The 24,107-nt window shown below is 65.5% G+C and carries 20 protein-coding genes; 11 read left to right on the top strand and 9 right to left on the bottom strand.

The window, feature by feature from the left end:
* Nucleotides 1–64: 64 nt before the first annotated feature.
* The 4 genes from AX729_RS35545 to AX729_RS35530 all read left to right on the top strand — a co-directional run bounded on the left by AX729_RS35545 (nt 65) and on the right by AX729_RS35530 (nt 7,307).
* Entirely contained in the window at nt 65–2,479 is a 2,415-nt protein-coding gene (locus AX729_RS35545; protein ID WP_061029247.1) for a phosphoketolase family protein, read from the top strand.
* Between the two features lie 4 nt (nt 2,480–2,483).
* Nucleotides 2,484–3,674, top strand: coding sequence for an acetate/propionate family kinase (locus AX729_RS35540; protein ID WP_061029185.1), 1,191 nt, complete (start codon nt 2,484–2,486; stop codon nt 3,672–3,674).
* Nucleotides 3,675–3,757: 83 nt separating this feature from the next.
* Nucleotides 3,758–5,686: a hypothetical protein gene (locus tag AX729_RS35535; RefSeq protein ID WP_061029244.1), complete on the top strand. Its 1,929-nt coding sequence runs from the start codon at nt 3,758–3,760 to the stop codon at nt 5,684–5,686.
* Nucleotides 5,687–5,696: 10 nt separating this feature from the next.
* The gene (locus AX729_RS35530; protein WP_061029183.1) at nt 5,697–7,307 is read left to right on the top strand and encodes a PEP/pyruvate-binding domain-containing protein; all 1,611 of its coding nucleotides are present in this window, start codon (nt 5,697–5,699) and stop codon (nt 7,305–7,307) included.
* Here the strand turns inward: AX729_RS35530 and AX729_RS35525 are convergent.
* Nucleotides 7,301–8,140 carry an RMD1 family protein gene (locus tag AX729_RS35525; protein WP_061029181.1) on the bottom strand — a complete coding sequence of 280 codons (840 nt, stop codon included), beginning with the start codon at nt 8,138–8,140 and terminating at the stop codon, nt 7,301–7,303. The genes AX729_RS35530 and AX729_RS35525 overlap by 7 nt on opposite strands.
* Before the next feature lie 322 nt (nt 8,141–8,462).
* Between AX729_RS35525 and AX729_RS35520 the strand changes: the two genes are divergently transcribed.
* Both AX729_RS35520 and AX729_RS35515 read left to right on the top strand, forming a co-directional pair.
* Nucleotides 8,463–9,023: a glycosyltransferase family protein gene (locus AX729_RS35520; RefSeq protein ID WP_061029179.1), complete on the top strand. Its 561-nt coding sequence runs from the start codon at nt 8,463–8,465 to the stop codon at nt 9,021–9,023.
* Nucleotides 9,024–9,085: 62 nt separating this feature from the next.
* Nucleotides 9,086–10,045, top strand: a complete 960-nt coding sequence (locus AX729_RS35515) for a bifunctional helix-turn-helix transcriptional regulator/GNAT family N-acetyltransferase (RefSeq protein ID WP_061029177.1) — start codon at nt 9,086–9,088, stop codon at nt 10,043–10,045.
* Between the two features lie 217 nt (nt 10,046–10,262).
* On the opposite strand, the gene moaB is transcribed toward AX729_RS35515, so the two are convergent.
* Together moaB and ypfJ are read right to left on the bottom strand one after the other, a co-directional pair.
* Nucleotides 10,263–10,826 carry a molybdenum cofactor biosynthesis protein B gene (gene moaB / locus AX729_RS35510; RefSeq protein ID WP_061029175.1) on the bottom strand — a complete coding sequence of 188 codons (564 nt, stop codon included), beginning with the start codon at nt 10,824–10,826 and terminating at the stop codon, nt 10,263–10,265.
* 74 nt (nt 10,827–10,900) lie between these two features.
* On the bottom strand, nt 10,901–11,842 hold the full coding sequence (gene ypfJ / locus AX729_RS35505; RefSeq protein WP_061029174.1) for a KPN_02809 family neutral zinc metallopeptidase: 942 nt from the start codon (nt 11,840–11,842) through the stop codon (nt 10,901–10,903).
* A gap of 414 nt (nt 11,843–12,256) precedes the next feature.
* Between ypfJ and AX729_RS35500 the strand changes: the two genes are divergently transcribed.
* The 3 genes from AX729_RS35500 to AX729_RS35490 all read left to right on the top strand — a co-directional run bounded on the left by AX729_RS35500 (nt 12,257) and on the right by AX729_RS35490 (nt 14,707).
* The gene (locus tag AX729_RS35500) at nt 12,257–13,387 is read left to right on the top strand and encodes a site-specific DNA-methyltransferase (protein WP_061029172.1); all 1,131 of its coding nucleotides are present in this window, start codon (nt 12,257–12,259) and stop codon (nt 13,385–13,387) included.
* 186 nt (nt 13,388–13,573) lie between these two features.
* Nucleotides 13,574–13,900 (top strand): hypothetical protein, encoded by a 327-nt coding sequence (locus tag AX729_RS35495; RefSeq protein WP_061029170.1) that lies wholly within the window; start codon nt 13,574–13,576, stop codon nt 13,898–13,900.
* 126 nt (nt 13,901–14,026) lie between these two features.
* A complete protein-coding gene (locus tag AX729_RS35490; RefSeq protein ID WP_061029169.1) occupies nt 14,027–14,707 on the top strand; it encodes a glutathione S-transferase family protein in 681 nt (226 codons plus the stop codon).
* Between the two features lie 51 nt (nt 14,708–14,758).
* Here the strand turns inward: AX729_RS35490 and AX729_RS35485 are convergent, their stop codons facing one another.
* The 5 genes from AX729_RS35485 to AX729_RS35470 form a co-directional block, all read right to left on the bottom strand.
* On the bottom strand, nt 14,759–16,768 hold the full coding sequence (locus AX729_RS35485; protein ID WP_061029167.1) for a methyl-accepting chemotaxis protein: 2,010 nt from the start codon (nt 16,766–16,768) through the stop codon (nt 14,759–14,761).
* Between the two features lie 267 nt (nt 16,769–17,035).
* A complete protein-coding gene (locus AX729_RS35480; protein WP_061029165.1) occupies nt 17,036–19,582 on the bottom strand; it encodes an HWE histidine kinase domain-containing protein in 2,547 nt (848 codons plus the stop codon).
* A complete protein-coding gene (locus AX729_RS35475) occupies nt 19,579–20,028 on the bottom strand; it encodes a biliverdin-producing heme oxygenase (RefSeq protein ID WP_349643778.1) in 450 nt (149 codons plus the stop codon). The genes AX729_RS35480 and AX729_RS35475 overlap by 4 nt, the downstream gene beginning before the upstream one ends.
* Before the next feature lie 261 nt (nt 20,029–20,289).
* A complete protein-coding gene (locus tag AX729_RS39235) occupies nt 20,290–20,457 on the bottom strand; it encodes a YjiS-like domain-containing protein (protein WP_082770626.1) in 168 nt (55 codons plus the stop codon).
* Between the two features lie 53 nt (nt 20,458–20,510).
* Nucleotides 20,511–20,954, bottom strand: coding sequence for a nuclear transport factor 2 family protein (locus AX729_RS35470; protein ID WP_061029241.1), 444 nt, complete (start codon nt 20,952–20,954; stop codon nt 20,511–20,513).
* 91 nt (nt 20,955–21,045) lie between these two features.
* Between AX729_RS35470 and AX729_RS35465 the strand changes: the two genes are divergently transcribed.
* Nucleotides 21,046–21,960 (top strand): LysR family transcriptional regulator, encoded by a 915-nt coding sequence (locus tag AX729_RS35465; RefSeq protein ID WP_061029160.1) that lies wholly within the window; start codon nt 21,046–21,048, stop codon nt 21,958–21,960.
* 116 nt (nt 21,961–22,076) lie between these two features.
* Here the strand turns inward: AX729_RS35465 and AX729_RS35460 are convergent, their stop codons facing one another.
* Nucleotides 22,077–22,697, bottom strand: a complete 621-nt coding sequence (locus AX729_RS35460; RefSeq protein ID WP_061029239.1) for a glutathione S-transferase family protein — start codon at nt 22,695–22,697, stop codon at nt 22,077–22,079.
* 128 nt (nt 22,698–22,825) lie between these two features.
* On the opposite strand from AX729_RS35460, the gene AX729_RS35455 reads away from it, so the two are divergent.
* Nucleotides 22,826–24,103, top strand: a complete 1,278-nt coding sequence (locus AX729_RS35455) for a flavin-dependent oxidoreductase (RefSeq protein WP_061029158.1) — start codon at nt 22,826–22,828, stop codon at nt 24,101–24,103.
* The last annotated feature ends 4 nt before the right edge of the window (nt 24,104–24,107 follow it).

Here is a 24,107-nt window from a genome sequence, read left to right as displayed (position 1 = left end):
CGCGACGGATCGATCGCGCCGGAACAAGGTTGGTGACGATCGCCGGGTGAAGGGTCGCAACAACATGACAAATCAACAACAATCGGCTGCCGCGAGCAGCGATCTCGATCTGCTCGATCGCTATTGGCGCGCCGCCAACTACCTCTCGGTCGGGCAAATCTACCTGCTCGACAACCCGCTGCTGCGCGAGCCGTTGCGGCCCGAGCACATCAAGCCGCGTTTGCTGGGACATTGGGGCACGACGCCCGGGCTGAACTTCATCTACGCCCATCTCAACCGCGCCATCCGCGCGCTGGACCTCAACGTCATCTATGTCTGCGGTCCCGGCCATGGCGGCCCGGGCATGGTCGCCAACACATATCTGGAAGGCAGCTACAGCGAGATCTATCCCGATATCGCGCGCGATGCGGAGGGATTGCGCAAGCTGTTCAGGCAGTTCTCCTTCCCCGGCGGCATCCCGAGCCATGCGGCGCCGGAAACGCCGGGCTCGATCCACGAAGGCGGCGAGCTCGGCTACGCGTTGGTGCACGCCTATGGCGCGGCCTTCGACAATCCTGATTTGATCGTCGCCTGCGTGGTCGGCGACGGCGAGGCCGAGACCGGCCCGCTCGCGGCGTCCTGGCATTCGAACAAGTTCCTGAACCCGGCCCATGACGGCGCCGTGCTGCCGATCCTGCATCTCAACGGCTACAAGATCGCCAATCCAACCGTGCTCGGGCGGATGCGGGACGAAGAGATCCGCGATCTCTTCCGCGGGTTCGGCCATGAGCCGCTGTTCGTCGCGGGCGACGACCCCAAATTGATGCACCAGACCATGGCGGACGCGCTCGACGTCGCGCTCGCCAGCATCCGTTCGATCCAGCAGCATGCCCGCGACGGGCGGGAAAGCGTCCAGCGGCCGCGCTGGCCCATGATCGTGCTGCGCAGCCCGAAGGGCTGGACGGGACCGAAGGAAGTCGACGGCAAGAAGGTCGAGGGGTTTTGGCGCGCGCATCAAGTGCCGGTCAGCGGCTGCCGCGAGAATCCGGCGCACCTGAAAGTGCTCGAAGACTGGATGCGCAGCTATGAGCCCGAAAAACTGTTCGACGCGAACGGCGCTCTTTTTCCCGAGCTTCAAGCACTCGCGCCCGAAGGTGTCAGGCGCATGGGCGCCAACCCACATGCCAATGGTGGCCTCCTGAAGAGGGAACTGAAGCTGCCGGACTTCCGCAGCTTCGCAATCGAGGTGCCGCAGCCCGGCGGCGCCATGGGCGAAGCGACGCGCGAGCTCGGCAAATTCCTGCGCGACGTCATCCGCCTCAACGCCCAAGAGCGCAATTTCCGCATCATGGGCCCGGACGAGACTGCTTCAAACCGGCTGGATGCCGTGTTCGAGGCCACCGAACGCGTCTGGATGGAGCCGATCGAATCCTACGACGTGCACCTTGCCCAAGACGGCCGCGTGATGGAGGTCTTGAGCGAGCATCTCTGCCAGGGCTGGCTCGAGGGCTATCTGCTCACCGGACGGCACGGCTTCTTCTCCTGCTACGAGGCCTTCATCCACATCGTGGATTCCATGTTCAATCAGCATGCCAAATGGCTGAAGGTCGCGCGCGAGCTGCCGTGGCGGCGCCCGATCGCCTCGCTCAACTATCTGCTGACCTCGCATGTCTGGCGCCAGGACCATAACGGCTTCAGCCATCAGGACCCCGGCTTCGTCGATCTCGTCGCCAACAAGAAGGCCGACATCGTCCGCATCTACTTCCCGCCGGATGCCAACACACTGTTGTGGATCGCCGATCACTGCCTGCGCACCTACAACCGCATCAACGTCATCGTCGCCGGCAAGCAGCCGGCGCCGCAATGGCTCTCGATGCAGGACGCAGCGACGCACTGCGATGCCGGCATCGGCATCTGGACCTGGGCCGGAACGGAGGATGGAAAGGGCGAGCCCGACGTGGTGATGGCCTGCGCCGGGGACGTGCCGACGCTGGAGACGCTCGCCGCCGTCGACCTCCTGCGCAAGGCGCTGCCGGACCTGAAGATCCGCGTCGTCAACGTCGTCGACCTCATGACGCTGCAACCCAGGGAGCAGCATCCGCATGGCCTCTCCGACCACGACTTCGACGGCCTGTTTACGTCGGACAAGCCTGTGATCTTCGCCTATCACGGCTATCCCTATCTGATCCACCGGCTGACCTATAACCGCACCAATCATGGCGGCATGCATGTGCGGGGCTTCGCCGAGGAAGGCACCACGACGACGCCGTTCGACATGGTCGTGCTCAACGAGCTCGACCGCTACCATCTCGCAATCGAGGCGATCGCGCGCGTGCCGGGACTCGCGACCAAGGCGGCGCATGTGAAGCAGCAATTGCGCGACAAGCTGATCGAACACGCCCGCTATGTCCGCGAGCACGGCGAGGACATGCCGGAGATCCGGGACTGGGTCTGGCCCAACAGCGCGGGCGGCACCACGCCCGCGGAAGCCGGAGACTGACGCGATGTCGGACAGCGTGCTCGCGCTCAACGCCGGATCGTCGAGCATCAAGTTTGGCCTGTTCGACATCTCGGCGCCCGAGCCCACCCTGCTGTGCAAGGGTATGCTCGACGAGCACGAGGCAAGACCCCGGCTCGTGGTGAAGAGCCCCGCCGGCGAAGACTTGTTCGAGACGCGGAGGGAGGCGCCCGACCCTGCCGGCGGTCATCTGTTCGCCGAGGTGCTCGCCTTCATCGGGGACCGGTTCGGCGAACGCAGCCTGCGGGCGGTCGGTCACCGCATCGTTCACGGCGGGCCGGATCATTCAGGCCCGGTCGCGCTGACGGACGACATCACCGCGAAGCTGGAGGCATTGACGCCATTGGCGCCGTTGCACCAGCCGCGCTGCCTTGCGCCGGTTCGCACGTTCGCGGCGATCCGGCCCGAGCTGACGCAGATCGCGTGCTTCGACACCGCCTTCCACCACGGCCTCGCGCCGCCGGCGAGCCGCTTCGCCATTCCCGGGCGCTTCGAGGCGCATGGCGTCAGGCGCTACGGCTTTCACGGCCTCTCTTTCGAATATGTCGCCGGGCGCCTCGCGGAGATCGCACCGGAGCTCGCGGCCAAGCGCACCGTCATCGCGCATCTCGGCAATGGCGCAAGCCTCTGCGCGCTGCGCGACGGCCGCAGCATCGACACCACGATGGGGCTGACGCCGCTCGACGGCCTCGTGATGGGCACACGCTGCGGCACGATCGATCCCGGCGTGCTGCTCTATCTGCAACAACACGAGAACATGTCGCTCGAGGAGGTCCAGCATCTTCTCTATCACGAGTCCGGCCTGCTCGGCGTCTCCGGGATCTCCGCGGACATGCGCACGTTGCTGGCGAGCGACGAAGTAGCGGCGCGAGAGGCGGTCGATCTCTTCACCTTCCGTGCGGCGCAAGCTGTCGCGATGATGGCGACCACGCTCGGCGGTCTGGATTGCCTGATCTTCACCGGCGGGATCGGCGAGCATGCCAGGGACATCCGCGGCGCGATCGGCGAGCGTCTCGCATGGATGGGCGTGCGCATCGATACCGCGGCGAACGATGCCGCGCGCGAGCGCATCAACGACAACGGCAGCGCCGTCGATGTCTTCGTCATTCCGACCGACGAAGAGATGACGATCGCGCGCCATTGCGCGGCTCTGATCCGTGGACGCCACGTCACGTGACATTTTTATGAATGATCTGCCGCAATGCTGCCGCTGCGGTTTCGCGGCAAAGAGAGCGCATCAATCCTGGATGCGGACAGATCATGAAAACCCACATCATCGAAGAGCTCGGACAAGGCAGCATCCTGTTGCCCGCGCTGGTGGCGGAAGGGCTCGCCGCCAATGACCGGATCAAGGTGCGGATGAGCGCACTGCAGGCGGCGGCCCGGCACGCGCAGGAGCCCAACCGACCAGCGAGCGACCTTGGCGTCGAAAGTCAGACTGCAGGCATCGCTCCCGCCGGGATCGCGGCGCTGATCGGCGGCGCCCATCTGATCGGACAGGGCCGGCTCGCGGCGCCCGATCTTGCGAAGCTGATGCACGACATTGCGGACGATGCAGCGACCATGATCCGCGCGGTCCGGGCCGGCGCGGAGAACGAAGGCGACAGTGCGCAGGCGCGGCTCGACACGATCCGCAAGGCCGGCCTGCTCGACCCCACCGGCGAGATCGAGACGTCTCGCATCGCGCGCCTGACCGGCGTGGCTGACGCAGGCGGCGACAGCCTGCATCGCCTCGTCATGGATCTGCACAAGCAGCTCAACAGGCTTGCGGCGAGCTGCTCGGAAGAAGCGCTCGACGGCGCCCATGTCTTCGGCCTGCACAGCGAGGACCGGCCGGCCGTCGCTGCCTTCATGAAGGGCTTGAACGCGACGCGGAGTCTCAAGTTCAATCATCCAGGCCTCGACACCATGGCCACACGCGCCGGCAGCCGGCTGCTGATCCAGAACGACATCGGCACCACGGATGCCCATGTCGTCGTGATCGCGGTGACGAAGAACGCGGTCACCGTCACCTACACCGATGTGCATCTCGCGCGGGCGAAATTCTTCATCTCGCTGTTCGACGCTTTCGCGGCGACGTGGAGCGGGCTCGATCGTCACACCGCAGCCGGCCTCGGCGAAGACAATTCGTTCTATCTCGTCACCGGCCAGTATCACGCCGGACACGCCGCCGATCGCAACGAATTCCTCGCGGCGGTCGGTGCCGCACTGGTGTTTCTGATCGACTGGAACAAGGCCCGCAAGCTGCTCAGGACCTGGGTGGCCAAGGAGGACGCGGCACGCATCCTGGAATGGGCTGCGCGTCAGCGGATCGGCCATCGCGGCTTCCTCGAACTCGGGGGCAACGATCTGCTTGGCTCCGCAGTCCGGAACGCCGCCCCCACGCGGATCGGCTTCGGCGAGCGGCTCGATCAGGCGCTCGGCCGCAACGCGGCAATCGATTTCCTGAAGGCGTCTCTGCGCGCCGCCACCGAGGCGCTGCTCGCGGGCCGCTCGGTCAGGACGGTGCGCGACCAGATCGAAGCCGATCTGATGCGGCACCTGGATCGCGTCGATGGGGCTCTGCTGGCCGCCGTGCTGCGTCAGATCGGCCTCGCCCACGATCTCGTCGCGGCCATCTCGCGCCATATCGCCGCGTTGCGGGCCGGCCAGCCTGCCGACGGCAATCTGCTGACCCAACGCTGCGGCGCGATCGAGCAGAAGGCCGATCGCATCGCACTCGAGGGCCGCAAGGAGGTCGACCGCCTCAATGCCCGCCCGGTGATCGGACAGTTGATCGATCGCGCCGAAGAGGCCGTCGACGAGCTGGAGCAGGCCGCCTTCATCGCCTCGCTGATGCCGCAAACGACCGATCCATCCTTGCTGGCATCGCTGGCCGAGCTTTGCGCAGTGGCGGAGACCGCGACCGAAGTGGCCGCGAGCGGGATCGCCGCATCGATCGACGTGCCGGAAGGGCGGCGCGCCGATTCAGAAGACGCGCTCGCGGCCGTGACCCGCCTGATCGACGCCGAGCATGCCGCCGACGACCGCGAACGCGCGACGACCGCGCTGGTCTTCTGCGGCGGCTTCGACGTCGCGACCTCGCTGTCGGTGATCGAGCTCGCCCGCGCCGTCGAGCGCGCCACCGACCGCTTCGCCGCGTTCGGCCATCTGCTCCGCCGTCACATCATGATCGATCTCGCAGCTTGAGGAAGCCACCATGCATATCGTGCGTATCGGCGCTGACTCCGCCGAACTGCGGCCGGCCGAAGACATCGGCGCCAAGGCCGCCAATCTCGCCCGCATGGCCGCGCTGGGCTTGCCGGTGCCGCCTGCCTTCGTACTCCCGGTCAAGCTCTGCGCCGACGTCGTCGCCGGCCATGCGCACGCAACGCGGCACTTGCGCGATGGCTTGAAGGAGGGAATCTCGTTCCTGGAGAATGCCACCGGAAAGCGCTTCGGTGACCGCCGGCAGCCGCTCCTGGTGTCGGTGCGCTCGGGTGCGGCACGATCGATGCCGGGCATGCTCGACACCGTTCTCAATGTCGGCTGCACGCCCGATGCCGTGCACGGCCTGATCCGCGCGACCGGACGGCCGCGGCTCGCCTGGGATTGCCGGCGCCGTTTCCTCGAGAGCTTTGGCGAGACCGTGCTCGAGTTCGACCGGTCCGCCTTGGCCGCGTGCATCTCGGAGCTCGTCGCAGCCGAAGGCGCCGGCAGCGACCGTGAGCTCGACAGCGAGGCGCTCGAGCGGCTCGCCGGCAGCGAGCTGGCGCTGATCGAGGAGCACGCCGATGGCCGGCTGGAGGACGCCTTCGCGCAGCTGGAGGCGGCTGCCCAAGCGGTCTATCGCTCCTGGGTGAGCGAGCGTGCGCTGGCTTATCGAAGCCTCCAGCACCTCGACGCGCTCGAGGGCACTGCCGTGACCGTGCAGGCGATGGTCTTCGGCAATGGCGGCCTTGCCTCCGGCGCGGGCGTGGCATTCTCGCGCGATCCGTCGACGGGCGCGCGGAGCCCGATGGTCGACCTCGTACTCGATGCGCAGGGCGAAGACGTCGTTTCCGGACGACGCGCACCTGATACGGCCGCGGCGATCTCCCGCGAGCTGCCGAAACTCGAAGCAGAACTCGGCGATGTCCTGAGGCGGCTCGAGCACGCGTTCGCCGACGTCCAGGACGTCGAGTTCACGGTCGAGAACGGCAGGCTCTGGATCCTCCAGACCCGCACGGCCAAGCGGACGCCGCGCGCCGCCGCCAGGATTGCGATCGACCTCGTGCATGAAGGCCTGATCTCGAAGGACGAGGCATTGCGACGGATTGCGGAGATCGACCTCGCCTCGCTCACCGAAACCAGATTGGCTGCTCCGGGCAAACCCGCAGCGACAGGCATCGGCGCTTCCGGCGGCATCGCGATCGGACGCGCGGCGTTCTCGTCCGAAGGCGCCCAGAGCCTCTCGGCGGCGGGCCAGCCGGTCATCCTGCTGCGTCCCGATACCAGCACGGCCGACGTCGCAGGCTTCGCCCTGTCGGCCGGCATCGTCACGTCGGTCGGTGCGCGCACGTCGCATGCGGCCCTGGTGGCGCGGCAGATGGGCAAGCCCTGCGTCGTCGGCTGCCGTGAGCTGGAGATCGATCCCGTCGCGAAGCGAGCCCGGCTCGGCAAGGCCACGCTTGCCGAAGGCGAGTGGATTACGATCGAGGGCGACGCCGGAGAGCTTCATCTCGGACGCTGCGAGACGATCCGGACACGACCGGAAGCCGAGCTTGCCGAAATCGCGGCGTGGCAGTCGCGATCGGAACAACATGGCCGGCGCGCCGCCGCGCCTCAGTGAGTGCCGGTCAGGATCTGGAAGCAGCTGATCGCGACCTCGATCACGATCAGCACCACAACCGCGATCTCGAGGCGGAGCGAGCGCCGGGTGTCGATGATGTCGGTGAGCGCGTTGGCGGTCTCCGAGATGGCCGTGAGCTTGCGCTCGAGCGTGTCGAGGCGCTCCTTCAATTCGTACTCGTCCTCGAGCCGTGAATAGAGCCGGTCGAGCTCGGGCTTTTCCCAGAGCACGTCGGGTTTCTCGGCCACGGCGACGCGGCCGGCGACGCGCTGCTGCACCAGCAGCGCGCTTCCGATCAGTTGCAGGATGCCCTTGCGGCCAGGCGGTGTGCGGCCCTGCTCGGCGAGCTCCCGTGCAAACGGCTCGATCACGTCGAAGACCGCGGCGACGCGGCGCTCGTCGCGCGCCAGCGACGTGCTCTTGGCGAGCGCATCCGCGACCAGCAGCAGCCGGTCGTCGGAGAATTTGGCGAGACAAATCAGTCCGCCCGGCTGGATCGCCTCTGCCGCTTCATCGTTGCACAGCTGCGCCTGCGCAATCTCCTCCTCGTACGGGCTGAACTCTCCGGTCACGCGCGACTTCAAGGTGTCGATCAGGACCTTCTCCTCGGACGGTAGCAGCCCGATCAGCACGACGACGCCGTAGCGGAAGATCACGGCAAGACCGGCATGGACGCGGAAGGCGGCCGGCGTCGAGGACACCAGCGTGCCGATCTCCAGGCCGGACGCATTGATGCGGTCGCCCAGCATCAGCGCCCGGATCCGCAAGGTCGGTACAGCCTCCTGCTTCGGCGACGTCGACGCCGTGCCAACGGGCAGTTGGTCGGCGTTCATGTGAGGCCTCCCCTGGCACCAAGATCACACATCTTCTTTCCACCTGCCTGCAAGCTGCATCTCCCTCTGAGAGGACCACCGACGGCGCGCAGCGAAATGACGCCATGAAGCTTCGGATTAATACCGTCAGGATGGGCGTGTGCCGAAACATTCGGCAATATTACCAGCCCGCGCATGACACATTTGGCTGCGAAGACTGGCTGCGGTTTACCATCGCACGCCGTAGCACCGCCGGAAAGTTGCGCTCGGCAACGCTACGGGTTTATGACAACATCATATCACGCTACGCTTCTCCCGAAGTGCAGACACCGAAGCCTCAATCATGCTGAGCGTCATCATTGCGACCGAAGGTGTCGAGCAGACGGCCGTCGCAACCCTGGCCGCGCTGGTCCCCGGCGCTGCTGCAGGCGTCATCCGGGAGGTCCTTCTGGTCGACGGCACCCGCAATGGGGTCATCGAGCGGGTTGCCGACGTCGCAGGCTGCCGTTTCATCGGGTTCGAGGGCCCCTCGCAAGGCGCTGCGCTCGCCGCCGGCGCGCTCCAGGCCCGGTCGCCATGGTTGATGTTCCTGCCCGCCGGCGCCGTGCTGGAGACCGGCTGGATCGAGGAAACCACCCAGTTCATCCAGGCCGTCGCGACCAGCGGCCGGGATCGAGCAGCAGTGTTCCGCTACGCGCGTTCACCTTACGCCAATACCTCGTTGCGCGATGTTCTCCGGGCCGTGGCGCGCAGGCTCGTCGGTCCTTTCGGCGATCAGGGGCTCCTGATCGCGCGTGATCACTATTACCCGACCCAAGCCCGCCATGCCGAGGCGCGGCTGCTCAGGCGGCTCGGCCGGTCCTCCCGGACCATGCTCCGCAGCCGGATCGTCATGGTCGGTTGAAGCGACCCGATACTTGCCAAAGTCAATCAATTAATTGACAATGGCAATTATTGAGGTGACCCATGCCTTCCCAATCTTCGACATCGAGCCCGGCGGCCGGACAGGTCGCCGACGACCAGATCGCAGCCGTCCGCGCCTTCAACCGTTTCTATACCCGCAAGCTCGGTGTACTCGACCAGCACCTTGGAAAGAGCCCGTTTTCGCTCAGCGAAGCCCGGGTGCTCTACGAACTGGCGCATCGCGACGACCTCGCGGCAAAAGAGATCGGAGCCGAGCTGGGTCTGGACCCCGGCTATCTCAGCCGCATCGTCCAGAGCTTCGATGAAAAGGGGCTGATCACGCGAAGGCCCCTGCCCGCAGATCGCAGGCAATACCAGCTCAGCCTCACCACCAAGGGCCGCCAGGCCTTCGCCAAGCTGAACCTGAACTCGCAGAACGAGGTCGCCGCCATGCTGGCTCGGCTTTCGGCCAGCGACGTGACGCGGCTGACGGAGGCCATGGCAACCATCGAGTCCATGCTGGAGCAACGTCGAAGCCAGCCCGCGGCTTTCATCCTGCGCAGCCATCGCGTCGGTGACATGGGTTGGGTCATCTCCCGGCAGGCCATGGCCTATGCCGCGGAGTACGACTGGGACATCAGCTACGAGGCGCTGGTCGCCGAGATCTGCGCGCAGTTCATCAAGAACTACGACGCCACGCGCGAGCACTGCTGGATCGCGGAGGCGGGCGGCGAGCCGGTCGGCTCGATCTTTCTGGTCAAGGCCACGGACGAGATCGCGAAGCTGCGCCTGTTGCTGGTGGAGAAGAAAGCACGGGGGCTCGGTGTCGGGCGCGCGCTGGTCGAGCAATGCATTCAGGGCGCACGCGAGCGGGGCTACGGCAAGATGACGCTGTGGACGCAGAGCATTCTGGTGGCCGCGCGCGGCATCTATCAAAGTGCCGGTTTCAGGCTCGTCGCCACCGAGCCACATCGCAGCTTCGGGCAGGATCTTGTCGGCGAGACCTGGGAACGGGATCTCTGAGCTTGCTGCCGGCGAAATGCGCATCGTGGCGAGGTGCGCATTGATGGGCGTCGCCGTTGGCTGACACAGATTCGCTTGGGTGAGGGGTATGCCTCCGCGAGCGTCAGTGCATGTGGATAGCACCCCTCATCCGGCGCTTCGCGCCACCTTCTCCCACAAGGGGAGAAGGGAAGAAGTCCGTGCCTCGATCAACTGGACATCATCCGCACAACGCGCCTTACACCGTCGCGCCCTGCGCCTTCGGCCGCCGCAAATGCTCGTCCAGGCGCGGCATGATCTCGACGAAATTGCAGGGACGCGTGCGATAGTCGAGCTGAGCCGCAAGGATGCCGTCCCAGCCGTCGCGGCAGGCGCCGGGCGAACCCGGCAGGCAGAAGATGTAGGTGGCGCCCGCGACGCCGGCGGTGGCGCGGCTCTGGATCGTCGATGCGCCGATCTTGGCGTGGCTCAGCATGTGGAACGCGATCGAGAAGCCGTCCATGCGCTTCTCGAACAGGGGCTCGATCGCCTCCGGCGTCACGTCGCGGCCGGTGAAACCGGTGCCTCCGGTGGTGATGACGACATCGACGCCGCTATCCGCGATCCAGCGGCGGATCACGGCGCGGATCGCCTCGACGTCGTCGGTGACGATCTCGCGCGCGGCGAGACGATGGCCGGCGGCGGTGAGACGATCGGCCAGCGTCTGGCCGGACTTGTCGTCGGCCAGCACGCGCGTGTCCGACACGGTGAGCACCGCGATGTTGAGCGGGATGAACTGCTTCGTCTCGTCGATGGAGGCCACAACTTCACTCCTGGATTCCCAGATGCGCAATCGCGCATCATAGTTCACGCGGCGTCCGGCGCACAAAACCTCCGTTACAACGCCCCGGCGCCGAACGTGTTGCACGCCTGCACCGTGCCCTGCTGGTAGCCGGTCATGAACCATTGCTTGCGTTGCGCCGCCGAGCCGTGGGTGAAGGAATCCGGCACGACGCGGCCCGTCGACTGGCGCTGCAGCGTATCGTCGCCGATCGCGCTCGCCGTGGTCAGCGCGGCCTCGATGTCGCCGGGCTCCAGGAAGTTCGGACGCTTCTTCGCCTCGCGGTTGACCCAGACGCCGGACAGGCAGTCGGCCTGCAACTCCACCTTCACCTGGAGCGCATTCGCCTCGGCCTTCGAGCCGACCTGCTGCTGGAGCCGCGTCACGCGCGGAATGATGCCGAGCAGGTTCTGGATGTGATGGCCGACCTCGTGCGCGATGATGTAGGCGGTGGTGAAATTGCACGCCGACTTGCCGGAGCAGCCCCGAAAGCGCGTCTCGACCTCGCGGAAGAACGAAGTGTCGAGGAAGATCGTGCGATCCGGCGGACAATAGAACGGCCCCATCGCCGACTGCGCCATGCCGCAGCGGCCGCCGTTGGTGGCGTTGCGGAACAGCACGATCTTCGGACCGGTATAGGACTGGCCGCTGGCCTGGAAGATTTCGGTCCAGCGATCGTCGAGCTCGCCGAGGATGCCGGAGATCATGCTGCCCATCTCGTCGGTCGGCGCGCCGCGCTTGCCGGAGGACGCCTGGCGATCGGTCTGATAAGTCGGCGCCTGGCCGCCGCCGGTGAGGATCTCGGCACCGCCGATCAGGATGCGGGGGTCGATGCCGAAGGCGTAGCCGACCAGGCCGAGGATGATGATGGTGCCGATGCCGAGCCCGCCGCCGCCCATCGGCAGGCCGAACCCGCCTCCGCCGCCGCCGCCAAAGCCGCCACCTTCGTCGCGACGATCCTCGATGTCGTCGCTGCGGCGGAAGTCATCGTAACGCATGGCGGCTTTCCCTTGGGGGTCCTGATTCAGTTTCGAGGGCGCAGGAGCGCGAAAGCTCAACGCGCCACACACGTAAAATTTCCGTTGATTTCATCAATATCGTGGCCGGCAAAAATTGCCTAGTGCGACAGCATGTCGATGCCAGCAATTTTTTCCGAGGGGCGAGCAGTTTTTTCCGAGAGAAATTTGCAGCCTTGATGCGGCCATGATTGCTGCCGCAGCGCAAGCAAGGGCGAAATGCACTGTAAAATACGGCGAATGCGCGCAGCGACGCGCGCGCGAACGACGACGCAAGGCCTGCTCACAAAAGCAGCGGGTTAAGTCGATTTTTACTTTGCCCCTTCAATGTAACGGCCAGTCGGTTGTTTGGTCCCGCGTCGCCGACAGCGTCGCCTGAGTCAGAGTTCTTGAGTCATGGTAGAGTCGCGTCGCGGGGCGTCTGCAAGGGCGCCCCGCACAAATTTTGAGTCTCCGTCGCATCGCATCATTCTCGGCGATTGCGTCGCCGAGATGTCGAAGCTTCAGGCCGGTTCGGTCGACCTCGTGTTCGCCGACCCGCCCTACAATCTCCAGCTCAAGGGCGATCTCAAGCGCCCCGACGAATCCCATGTCGATGCCGTCAACGACGACTGGGATAAGTTCGATTCGTTTGCCGCCTATGACGATTTCACCCGCGCCTGGCTGCTCGCCGCTCGCCGCGCCATGAAGCCGTCGGCGACGATCTGGGTGATCGGCTCCTATCACAACATCTTCCGCGTCGGCGCGATCATGCAGGACCTCGGCTTCTGGCTCCTGAACGACATCGTCTGGCGCAAGACCAATCCGATGCCGAATTTCCGCGGCCGCCGGTTCACCAACGCGCACGAGACCATGATCTGGGCCGCGCGCGACGAGAAGGCCAAGGGCTATACGTTCAACTACGAGGCGCTGAAGGCCGCCAATGAGGACGTGCAGGCGCGGTCCGACTGGCTGATCCCGCTCTGCACCGGCGAAGAGCGCCTCAAGGGCGCCGATGGCAAGAAAGTACATCCGACGCAGAAGCCGGAAGGCCTGCTCGCGCGCGTGCTGCTGTCGTCATCCAAGCCCGGCGATCTCGTGATCGATCCTTTCAACGGCACCGGCACGACCGGCGCGGTCGCAAAGCGTCTCGGCCGTTCCTACATCGGTTTCGAGCGCGACAAGACCTACGCCAAGGCGGCCGAGGCGCGCATCGCCGCGGTCGAGCCGCTGCCGGAAGAGAGCCTCGCCCCGTTCATGACCGCGCGCGAAGCGCCGCGGGTCGCGTTCTCCGAGCTGATCGAGCGCGGCATGATCATGCCCGGCACGAAACTGTTCGACGCCAAGAAGAAGCTGGGTGCGCTGGTGCGCGCCGACGGCGCCATCATGCTGGGCGACAAGGTTGGCTCGATCCACCGCATCGGCGCCGTGGCGCAAGGCGCGCAGGCCTGCAACGGCTGGACCTTCTGGCACGTCGAGACCAAGAAGGGCCTCAAGCTGATCGACGAGCTGCGTGCCGAGATCCGCGCCGGCATGGCGGCCGAGTAGGTCCCCGCTCGATCGTCATTTCGGGGCTCGCAAAGCGAGAACCCGGAATCCATCGAACGACGTCGCACGTGCCATTGGATTCCTCGCTCGCGCCAGCCGCGCCCCCGGAATGACGGCACGGTTGAAAGCCGCCTCCGTCAGGACTAGACTCGCCCGATCAGTCCCGCACCGACCGGGCCGGCTCCCATGCGACGACAGTCCGAGACATTGCTGCTGGTGCCGCTGCTGCCGATCTTCCTGGTCGGCATGTTTCCGATGTTCCTGATCGCACTGTTGGGATTTTTCGGCCTGGCTCTGTTCGGCGTGCTCGTGATCTGCGTCGGTCTCGCCAGCAGCAACGAGGCGCACGACAATTTCAACCACGACGTCATCGTTCACGGCTATGCCCGCGGACCGGAGCGCGCGGCGCGGGCCTCCGACATGCATCTGGCCGCGCGGCTCGGGCTTCGGCTGGAGGCGGCGGGTGCGGCCATGGTCATTACGGCGGCCATCGGCCTTTGTTACGCCGCCTGACCTGCGTGCCGCGCAGATACCGCCCGGCAAACTCGCCGGTTGCTCTCCCGCAACGGATTCAGGCAAGACAGGGGCCGCCGAACCACGCCGCGTCCACGCGCACAACAGACACCTGGGAGACGCTCGATGCTCAAATTCTATTTCAACGGATCGCCGAACCCGACCAAGGTTGCACTGTTTCTGGAGGAGTCCGGACTGGCCTTCGAGCCGGTAAAGATCGACACCCGCAAGGGTGAGCAGTTCACGCCGGAATTTCTGAAGATCAATCCGAACGGCAAGGTGCCGGCCATCGACGACAACGGCACCATCGTGTTCGACTCGAATGCGATCCTGCTCTATCTCGCCGAGAAGACCGGCAAATTCCTGCCCTCGAACCGCGCCGAGCTGCTGTCCTGGCTGATGTTCGTCGCGACCGGCGTCGGCCCCTATTCGGGCCAGGCCGTGCACTTCAAGCACTTCGCGCCGAAGGACCAGAACCACGACTACGCCCATAACCGCTACCAGTACGAGACCGATCGCCACTACAAGATTCTCGACGACCACCTCAAAGGCCGCCGCTACATGGTCGGCGACGATTATTCGATCGTGGACATGGCGTTGTGGGGCTGGGCGCGCATGGTGCCGTTCAAGCTCGGCGACGACGCCTTTGCGCGATACCCGAACGTGAAGCGGCTGGTCGACGAGATCTCGGCGCGCCCGGCCGCCGCGCGCGCCATCGCGCTCAAGGACAAGTTCACCTTCAAGGCCGAGATGGACGACGAGGCGCGCAGCAACATGTTCAAGCACATGACGACCAAGGTCGCCTGATCGCGCCCTTCGGGGCCACGCGCAAGCGCGTGGCCTGTCGCGTTCGAGACTTCAGGCGGCGTGGACCGAGTTCAGGAACTTGGCCACTTCGAGCTTGAGGCGGTTGCTGTCGGCCGAGAGCGAGCGCGCCGCCGACAGCACCTGCGAGGAGGCCGAGCCGGTCTCGGAGGCACCGCGCTGCACGTCGCCGATGTTCGACGACACCAGCTGCGTGCCCTGGGCCGCCTGCTGGACGTTGCGGGAGATCTCCTGCGTCGCCGCGCCCTGCTCCTCCACGGCGGCGGCGACCGTCGACGAAATCTCCGACAGCCGCTCGATGGTGTTGCTGATCTCCCTGATCGAGCCGACCGACTCCTCCGTCGCGGCCTGGATGCCGGAGACCTGTTGGGCGATCTCGCCGGTGGCCTTCGCAGTCTGCTCGGCGAGCGCCTTCACTTCCGAGGCGACCACCGCAAAGCCGCGGCCGGCTTCGCCGGCGCGGGCCGCCTCGATGGTGGCGTTAAGCGCCAGAAGGTTGGTCTGGCCGGCGATGGTGCTGATCAGCTCGACCACGTCGCCGATCCGGGCGGCGGCCTTGGAGAGCGCGCCGACGCGCGCGTTGGTCCTGCTCGCCTGACCGACGGCATCCGCGGCGATGCGGGCGGATTCCTGCACCTGGCGGGCGATTTCGGATACCGACGAGGAGAGCTCCTCGGTGGCAGAGGCGACAGCCTGCACATTGGCCGAGGCCTCCTGCGACGCGCTGGCGACCTCCGTCGAGAGGTCCTGGGCCCGCGCCGCGGTCGTGGTCAAAGTGCCTGCGGAGGCTTCGAGCTCGCTCGAGGCCGACGACACCGTGTTGACGATCTCTCCGACCGCCTGCTCGAACTGATCGGCGAGCCTGGCCATGTCTTTCTTGCGGTTCTCGGCCTGCCGTGCCTCGAGCTCGGCCTGCTCGGCGCGCATGCGCTCGGTCTCGATCATGTTGTCCTTGAACACCTGGATCGCCTTGGCCATGTCGCCGATCTCGTCGGCCCTGCCGCGGCCGGGAATCTCGACATCGAGATTGCCGCCGGCAAGCCGCCCCATCGCACCCGTCATCGAGGTCAGGGGACCGACGATGCTGCGGGCGATCAGGAAGGCGACGACGACGCCGAACAAAATGGCGAGCCCGCCGGCGATCTCCTGAACGGTGGTCGTGCCGGCGATCACGGCTTCGGCATTGCTTCGCGAGTCCTGGTAGTCCTTCTTCAGGGTCGTTTCCGCGACCTTGAGCTTGCCGATGCTGTCGACGATCAGGGGCGCGAGATTCCTGTTGTAGATCTCGTCCGCCTGAAGCATCGCTGCGGAGGTCGTCTCGAACGCCGTCTTGTAGGTTTCAAGCGAGGTCTTCACCGGCGCCAACGTGGCCCGCAACACCGCCGCCTGCGGGCTCTTTTCGAGTGCCCCGAGCCGTTGTAATGCCCTGTCGACGCCCGTCCTGAAGGTCGCAGGACCCTGCACATCGCGAAGGGCCAGAAAACGCCAGTTTGCGATCCGCACGAGCAGGATTCGCGATTCGAGATCGGCGACGAGGGCCGCGGTATCTTCATCGACGGCGGCTCGTGCCACGTCGACGAGCTTGTTCGTCTTGGTGGCCAGCTCCTCGCCGCTCGGCAGCAGCGTCGCCTTGCCCGTTCTCGTATCGTTGACGGCGTCGCCGAGATTGTCACGCAGGCGTCGCATTTTGGCGATGTCGTCGATGAGGCCGTTGTAGAGCGCTCGCCGCTCCTCGGAGAGCGATCCCTTCACGCCGACCCGCAACAGCTCGGTCGCCGCAGTTTCCCGCTCTTGCGCCTCTTTCATCGCAGACTCGTTGGCGTCGTAGACGTAGCGCAAATTGGCCCGCTGGATCGCCTGCAGATGGGCCGATATTTCCAGCACCCGCGCCGTGCTGTCCGAGAGCGCTGATTGTCTCGCGACCTGATCCTGCACCTCCCGCAAATTCCAGACGGCCACCACTGCCATCACCAGACCGACCGCCACCAGGGCCATGAATCCTGCGTACAGGCGTCCCCTGATCCGCAAACGAAATTTCGGCATTCCCACTGTCCACCCAGATGCATTGAATTCGAGGGGCCGAACAACTCCGGCGATCGCTACGGCCACCCAGGCAGCCGCACGTCGCGTCCTGGCGACCCACGCTGCACTGCGACACAATGGGGGACACTTCTTAATTGAACCTTCAATTTATTCGCGCGTGTCGAATCGTGACGCGCAAAAGCTGCCGATATTATCGGCAGCCATGCAAAGCCGCATGCGAAGGCCGCCCAAGCCATGCGGCCCCGCATGACGCTCGCATCGGACGCTTTACCCTGCGGCGGCCTCCTGCAATTTGCCGAGCGCGTTCTCGACCACTTCCAGCGTGTAGGGCTTCTGGATCACCGGCGCCGAAGCCAGCTCGACGGGGATTGGCGCACGCTCGCCATAGCCGGTCGCGAAGATGAAGGGCACGCCGATCTCCTTCAGCTTCTGCGCCACCTTGATGCTGCTCTCGTTGCCGAGGTTGAGGTCGAGCAGCGCAAAGCTTGGTCGGGTGCGCTCGATCGAGCGCAGCGCCTGGTCGACGCTCGCGGCGGTGTCGACGTGGCGGGCGCCGAGGTCGAGCAGGATGACCTCCGCGGCCATGGCGATGATCAGGTTGTCCTCGACGATCAGCGTCGTGTCGGAGAGCCTGGGTCGGGCCGATTGCTGTTCCTCGATGCGCATGGTGGCGGTTCCGATGGATGGCAGGAGCTGGACGAAATTGGGCGGAATGACGAACTTCGCCTGCACACCCAGGAGGTCGAAATGGATTTCGGCATCTCCCTTGAGATCGAACGGCACCGAGCGTTCGATGATGGTGGTGCCGAAGCCGCGCCGCGACGGCGGCTGCACCGGCGGGCCGCCGCTCTCCTTCCATTCGATGACGAGGCTCGACGACGGATCGAGCCGCCAGATCACCTCGACGCTGCCGGTGGAATCGGCGAGCGCGCCGTATTTGGCGGAATTGGTCATCATCTCGTGCACGACGAGCGCCAGCGTCGCGAACGCCTTGGGATCGAGCGCGACGTCGGGCCCACCCACCTTGATGCGATCGGCACGCGCGCCGAGATAGGCGCCCGCCTCGGATTCGACCAGCGTCCGGAGCGCGACCGGCGCCCAGTTGAGGTTGGTGATCTGGTCATGCGCGCGCGCCAGAGCCTGGATTCGGCCGCCGAGAACGCTGGCGAATTCCTCCACGCCGGTCGCGGTGTCCTTGCTCTGTGCCACCAAGGCGCGAACCAGGCTCAGGATGTTGCGAACGCGATGGTTGAGCTCGGCGATCATCAGCTCCTGCCGCTCCTGGGCACCGCGTCGCTCGCGCGCGGCGAGGTCCGACAGTTGCAGGATGACCTCGAGCAGCGTGACGCGCAGGCTTTCGGCAATGCGGATGTCCGACGCCGACCACGGTTTTGATTGTCCCGCGACCGTCTCCTGCCAGAGTTCGAAGCTCTTGCGCGGCGTCAGCCGAGAACCATTGGGACCTTCATCGTAGACCTTGTTGGGATCCCCGGCCCATTTCACGGACTGGAGAACCTCGCGCCGGAAGAAGATCAGGCAGTCGCGCGGCGTCCTCGATATCGGGATGGCGAGAAAGCCCGCCGCGCGGTCGCGAAAGGCACGACCGGCGGCATAGACCTGAGCAATCTGGGCGCTGGCGAAAATTCGGCCCGGCGAGGTCCGGTTGATGAAAGCCACGAGATCCTTGACCTCGTCCTCGGTGGGCGTCTCGCCCTGGAGCGTGATCCTGTTGTCGGACCACACTGCGACGCCGTCGCATTCGATCATCTTCCGGTAATCGCCGACGAAATCGACGATCGCGCGCCGGCTATGCTCGTGCGACGCGGCGGTCTCGATCAGCCGTTCCTGGATCTGGTGAGCACGCGCCTCGTAGGCAACGTCGCTCTCGCGCTCGCGGTCCTCCACGATCCACGAGAACATCTGCCCGAACAGCTCGGATGCGGTGCGCTTGTCGAACGAGATATAGCGCGGCGAATAATGATGGCAGGCAAACAGACCCCACAGCTTGCCGTCGCGCAGGATCGACACCGACATCGAGGCGGCGACCCCCATGTTGCGCAGGTATTCGATGTGGATCGGCGACACCGAGCGCAGCACGCTCATCGAGAGGTCGAGCAGCCCGGCATTGTGCGTGGCCGTGGACACCAGCGCCGCCGGCACGGCGTTGACGTCGGCGATGATGCGCAGCCAGTTGCGCTGATAGAGGGCGCGGGCCTGCCGCGGGATGTCGGATGCGGGATAACGCAGGCCGAGGAAGGGCTCGAGTCCCGCCTCCGCGGTCTCGGCGATCACCTCGCCCGATCCGTCCGGGTGAAACTGATAGACCATCACCCGGTCGAAGCCGGTCAGCACCTTGAGCTGGCGCGCCGCTTCCCGCGCGAGATCGGCCATGCCGCGCGTCTTGCGGATCCGTTCGAGCATCAAACGCACGAGCTCGCCGGAATTGACGCCGGGTTCGTGGACGCTCGGCTCCGCCTCGATGATCAGATAGACGCCGGAAAGATGAATCGAAAGATCGAAGGGCCTCTTGCCCGGCTCCAGCTCCACGCCGAACAGCCGTTCGGTCGCGTCCGGGTCACCAAGATGATCAACACGGCTGCGGATCGTCTCGACGGCTGCCTCCGAGATCACGCTCGACAACGGTCGCTGGAGCAGGTCGGCAACGTCAACGCCAAGGAAGCTGCCGACATTGTCCGAGGCCATGCAGATCGTGAAATCCGAGAGCACGGCGAGCAGGAAACCGAACGGCTGCGTGCTGCCGGGAATGTGGATCGGCTCGCGATCGCAATTGGTGAGATTGACCGCCTCGTTCATGCGCGGTCCGCCGCCTGCTCGAATGCGGCGAAGGCGGCGCGCGCCGCCTGGATCACCTCATCCTCGTCGCAAGCCGCTTCGCATTGAAGCTTCGACAGGAAGCTCTGCCAGAGCCGCTTGCCTGCACCATGGCTGAGATAGCTGGTGGCTTCATTGATACGGGGGTCGTCCGCATCCGCAACCTGCTTCAGCAGATACTTGGCTCCGAGCCGCGAGCCCTCCAGCACATACATCGTGCCGAGCACACCACCGGGCGTCAGCGGCGGCACGAGCACGGTGGATTGCGCGGCACTGCCGAGCCGTCCGAGGTCGGCTGCGATCGCGGCGCGACGCGACCGCTCCGGCCAGTCCGGAAACATCCGGGAGACGCCCGCCTGCTCGAGCGCAGCTTCGAGCGGAAGCAGCGCGCCGGCGCTGGCTTGAAGAAAGCGACGATAGCCCGCCATGACGGTGAGATCGAACGATGAAAGCCGTGCATCGAGTTCCCGGTGCGCATCCGCAGTCGCATCTCTCAGTCGCTCGCGGAGTCCGGGGAAGCTGCGGTTAACCTGTATCGAAACGTTAGAAACCCCAGCCAGCATGAAATTCCTGAGCGCGCACGATGCCGGGGGCGCAATTGCCCCGGAAGCGAAGAAAACGCCGGCGAAACCCGAAAGTTCCGCCGGCATCGAAAAGCGGGCGAGACGCCTGCCGTGTCCGGCCGAGCCCTATCTTCGCCGGCGGGGCTTGTGCAGCTCGTAAGCGATCTCCGATCGTGTCATCCCCAGGTCCAGAAGTTCCCGCTCGGTCATGGCAGCGAGTCGATCCCGGGCTCGGGACCGTTCGCGCCTGATACGGATCAAGTCGACCAACGCCTGCCAGGCCCGCACGACCATCGCCGGCGCGGCCTGATGGGATCCGCCGGCGGAGGCAACACGGCTCAGTCCAGTCAGCTCACAGCCCTCACCGGAGCCTGCGGAAAAGGACCGAGAGCCTTCTCGGTCAGGATCGAGTCGCAATATTCCCGGATCTCCTTGATCTTGCCGTCCTCGAGGCGGAACACGAGGCAATAGTCGTTGTCGTAACGCACTCCGTCCGGCGTGACGTTGTCGCCCTTGGCTTCCACCACGACGATGTCGCCCTCGGCGATGAAGCGGTGAGCGGTCGTGCGCGTGCGGTCACGCAGGCGGGTGCGGACATAGCCGTGCAGATCGTTGAGGATCGCCTCCCTCCCCGCGAAGGTGCGTGACCAGGAATATTGTCCGGTCACGACCCATTTGGCGTCGTCGGCAAGGCTGGCGGCGAACAGGGCTCGGTCCCGCGCGGCCGGATCGGGATCGGCCGCGGCGGCAAAGATATCCTGCATCAGCTTCTTGTTGGCGGTCGTGTTCATGGCGGCATCTCCTTGTGCTGAGAACAGGAAGATCATCGACGCAGGATCGAAATTCTTCAAATCGATAGCGAATATGATATCTATTCATTTCATGAATTTGAATTCGCTCGACCTCAACCTGCTGACCGCGCTCGATGCCTTGCTGCGCGAAGCCAATGTCAGCCGCGCCGCACTTCGGATCGGACTCTCGCAGCCGGCGACGAGCCATGCGCTCCAGCGCCTGCGCGACATCTTCGGCGATCAGCTCCTGGTGCGCACCGGCGCGCGGATGGAGCTGACCCCGCGGGCTCAGGCGCTCCGCGCGCCGCTGGCCCAGGCACTCGACCAGGTCCGCGGGCTGTTCGTGCCGGAGGATTTCGACGCCGCGCGCAGCGAGCGGCAATTCCGCCTGATGATGCCGGACCTCGCGGTCGAGCTGTTGATGCCGCGGTTCATGGAGAAGGTAACGCAGGCCGCGCCCAACGTCCGCATCGACGTGGTGCCATGGCGGGGATCGACGATCTTCCATGCCGAATTCGCCCGCACCATCGACCTCGTGATCTCGATCGGCAACGCCTTCAAGGGCTTCCACCGCCAGCTGCTCTATACCGACAGCGACGCATTGGCGGTGCGGCGCGGCCATCCGATGGGAGCGAAGCTGAAGCGGCGCGAGGCGTTCCTGGCCGCGCGTCATGTCGGCGTGATCATCCGCGGCAGTGCCGAGGATCTGATCGACACCTGGCTGCGCAGCAAAGGCATCGAGCGGCACATCTCGCTGGTGGTGTCAGGCTATCTCGAGGCGCTGCACGTCGCCGCCCGCACCGACCTCGTCGCCTTCGTGCCGCGCCGGCTGATCGCCGCGCTATCGAAGCAGCTCGGCATCGTCACGGTGACGCCGCCGCTCGACCCCGGGATCGACGAGCAATTCATGTTCCATCCGACCCGCGCGCAGATGGACCCCGGCTCGATCTGGCTGCGGCGGCTGATGCTGGAGACCGGGCGCGAGCTGGAGAAGAAGGCTTCGTAACTTCGTAGCTGTCGTAGAGTGGGTAAAGCGAAGCGTGCCCACCGCTTCCTTCATTGCTTGGAAAGATGGTGGGCACGGCGCTTTGCGCCTTTGCCCACCTTACAAGAGCTACGCCCTTACGCCTTCTGCGCTTCCATCACCTTGCGCACGGCGGCGCGATCCGACATGCGCTTGAAATGGTCCGCGATCTTCGGCGTCGCATTGATGTCGACACTGTCGCCTTCGAGCCAGTTCGAGAGCGTGTAGAGATAGGGATCGCAGATCGTGAACTGCTCGCCCATCACCCAGGGTCCCCGAAACATCTTCTGCTCGATGAGTTTGAAGCAGGCCGCCATGGTCTTCGGGACCATCGCCTTCATGTCGGCAAACGAGCTCTCTTCGGTCGCCCAGCGCGCGCCCCGCATCTTGTGGGCGTGGTTGATGTGGACGGTCGAGCAGAGATAGGAGTTGAACGATTGCACCTGGGCGAAGTCGAAGGGATCGTCGAGCGGCGCGAGCTTCGCCTTGGGAAACACTTGCGCGATATAGGCCAGCATCGCCGGCGTCTCGGTCAGGACGCCGCGGTCGGTCACCAGCGCCGGCACACGGCCCTTCGGGTTGATGGCGAGATAGTCCGGGCTGTTCTGCTGGTTGTCCTTGAAGCTCAGCCGTTCGGCCGTGTAGTCGGCGCCGGCCTCCTCCAGGGTGATGTAGGTGGCGAGCGCGCAGGTGCCGGTGGCGTAGTAGAGCTTGAGCATGTCGGACCTCATGGGAAAGCCGGAAGTTAACGGCTGTCGTCCCCGAGGTCCATAGCAGGATACTCTCTTCGCAGTTGCCCACCGCCGCCCGCCTGTGCCAAGACGCCTGCGATAGGGAGGGGTTTGTCATGACGGTACTCATCGCCGGTGGCGGCATCGGCGGACTGACGCTTGCGCTCAGCCTGCACCAGATCGGCGTTCCCGCAAAGGTGTTCGAAAGCGTCGCCGAGCTGAAGCCGCTCGGCGTCGGCATCAACGTGCTGCCGCATGCGGTGCGCGAGCTGATCGAGCTCGGCCTGCTGGACAGGCTGGACGCCAGCGGCGTGCGGACCCGCGAACTCGCCTACTTCTCCAAGCACGGCAAGCCGATCTGGAGCGAGCCGCGCGGGCTCGAGGCCGGGTACAAATGGCCGCAATTCTCGATCCATCGCGGCACGCTGCAGCAGCTCCTGCTCGACGCCGCGATCGAACGGCTCGGCCGCGAGAACATCCTCACCAGCCATCACCTGACCGGCTGGACCGAGACGGCGGATGGCGTGCGCGCCGATTTCATCGACAAGGCGACCGGCAAAGCCGCCGGGACCTACGACGGCACGATTCTGATCGCCGCCGACGGCATCCATTCCGCCGTCCGCGAAAAGCTCTATCCGGGCGAAGGACCGCCGATCTGGAACGGCCGCATCCTCTGGCGCGGCGTCACGCCCGCGAAGGCCTTCCTCACCGGCCGCACCATGATCATGGCCGGGCACGAGATCCTGAAATTCGTCTGCTATCCGATCTCGAAGGAAGCGGATGCGGCGGGCAACCATCTGATCAACTGGGTCGCCGAACGGCACATGCCGCCGACCTATCAGTGGCGCCGCGAGGACTATAACCGCACCGCGCGGCTGGAAGAGTTCCTGCCCTGGTTCGAGAGCTGGACGTTCGACTGGCTCGACGTGCCCGGGCTGATCAAGAACTGCCCGCACGCCTATGAATATCCGCTGGTCGATCGCGATCCGGTGTCGCAGTGGACCTTCGGCCGCGTCACGCTGATGGGGGATGCCGCGCATCCCATGTATCCGATCGGATCGAATGGCGCCTCGCAGGCGATCCTCGACGCCCGAGTCATCGCGCGCGAGATCCTGGCGCATGGCCCGACGCATGCCGCGCTGCTCGCCTATGAGGCCGAGCGGCGGCCCGCGACCACGGACCTCGTCCTGCTCAACCGCAAGAACGGGCCCGAGCAGGTGATGCAGCTCGTCGAGGAGCGCGCGCCGGATGGTTACAAGGTCGTGACGGATGTGCTGTCGCAGAAGGAGCTGGAAGACATCGCCGCGAACTACAAGCGCGTGGCCGGATTCCAGGTCGAGGCGCTGAATGCGAAGCCGCCGATCGTGAGTGCGGGGGCGAGCGCGAGGGCGTGACGCT

The sequence above is a fragment of the Bradyrhizobium sp. CCH5-F6 genome (assembly GCF_001556045.1).
In the GTDB taxonomy this organism is placed as follows: domain Bacteria; phylum Pseudomonadota; class Alphaproteobacteria; order Rhizobiales; family Xanthobacteraceae; genus Bradyrhizobium.
This window is presented reverse-complemented; position numbering and strand designations above follow the sequence as displayed.

Coding starts and splice junctions, on each gene's coding strand:
- AX729_RS35495 (WP_061029170.1), top strand. CDS start 13,574: ATGCGACGACAGTCCGAGACATTGCTGCTGGTGCCGCTGCTGCCGATC.
- AX729_RS35490 (WP_061029169.1), top strand. CDS start 14,027: ATGCTCAAATTCTATTTCAACGGATCGCCGAACCCGACCAAGGTTGCA.
- AX729_RS35540 (WP_061029185.1), top strand. CDS start 2,484: ATGTCGGACAGCGTGCTCGCGCTCAACGCCGGATCGTCGAGCATCAAG.
- AX729_RS35460 (WP_061029239.1), bottom strand. CDS start 22,697: ATGCTCAAGCTCTACTACGCCACCGGCACCTGCGCGCTCGCCACCTAC.
- AX729_RS35515 (WP_061029177.1), top strand. CDS start 9,086: ATGCCTTCCCAATCTTCGACATCGAGCCCGGCGGCCGGACAGGTCGCC.
- AX729_RS39235 (WP_082770626.1), bottom strand. CDS start 20,457: ATGGTCGTGCGGGCCTGGCAGGCGTTGGTCGACTTGATCCGTATCAGG.
- ypfJ (WP_061029174.1), bottom strand. CDS start 11,842: ATGCGTTACGATGACTTCCGCCGCAGCGACGACATCGAGGATCGTCGC.
- AX729_RS35465 (WP_061029160.1), top strand. CDS start 21,046: ATGAATTTGAATTCGCTCGACCTCAACCTGCTGACCGCGCTCGATGCC.
- AX729_RS35485 (WP_061029167.1), bottom strand. CDS start 16,768: ATGCCGAAATTTCGTTTGCGGATCAGGGGACGCCTGTACGCAGGATTC.
- AX729_RS35480 (WP_061029165.1), bottom strand. CDS start 19,582: ATGAACGAGGCGGTCAATCTCACCAATTGCGATCGCGAGCCGATCCAC.
- AX729_RS35470 (WP_061029241.1), bottom strand. CDS start 20,954: ATGAACACGACCGCCAACAAGAAGCTGATGCAGGATATCTTTGCCGCC.
- AX729_RS35500 (WP_061029172.1), top strand. CDS start 12,257: ATGGTAGAGTCGCGTCGCGGGGCGTCTGCAAGGGCGCCCCGCACAAAT.
- AX729_RS35545 (WP_061029247.1), top strand. CDS start 65: ATGACAAATCAACAACAATCGGCTGCCGCGAGCAGCGATCTCGATCTG.
- AX729_RS35455 (WP_061029158.1), top strand. CDS start 22,826: ATGACGGTACTCATCGCCGGTGGCGGCATCGGCGGACTGACGCTTGCG.
- AX729_RS35535 (WP_061029244.1), top strand. CDS start 3,758: ATGAAAACCCACATCATCGAAGAGCTCGGACAAGGCAGCATCCTGTTG.
- AX729_RS35475 (WP_349643778.1), bottom strand. CDS start 20,028: ATGGCGGGCTATCGTCGCTTTCTTCAAGCCAGCGCCGGCGCGCTGCTT.
- AX729_RS35530 (WP_061029183.1), top strand. CDS start 5,697: ATGCATATCGTGCGTATCGGCGCTGACTCCGCCGAACTGCGGCCGGCC.
- AX729_RS35525 (WP_061029181.1), bottom strand. CDS start 8,140: ATGAACGCCGACCAACTGCCCGTTGGCACGGCGTCGACGTCGCCGAAG.
- AX729_RS35520 (WP_061029179.1), top strand. CDS start 8,463: ATGCTGAGCGTCATCATTGCGACCGAAGGTGTCGAGCAGACGGCCGTC.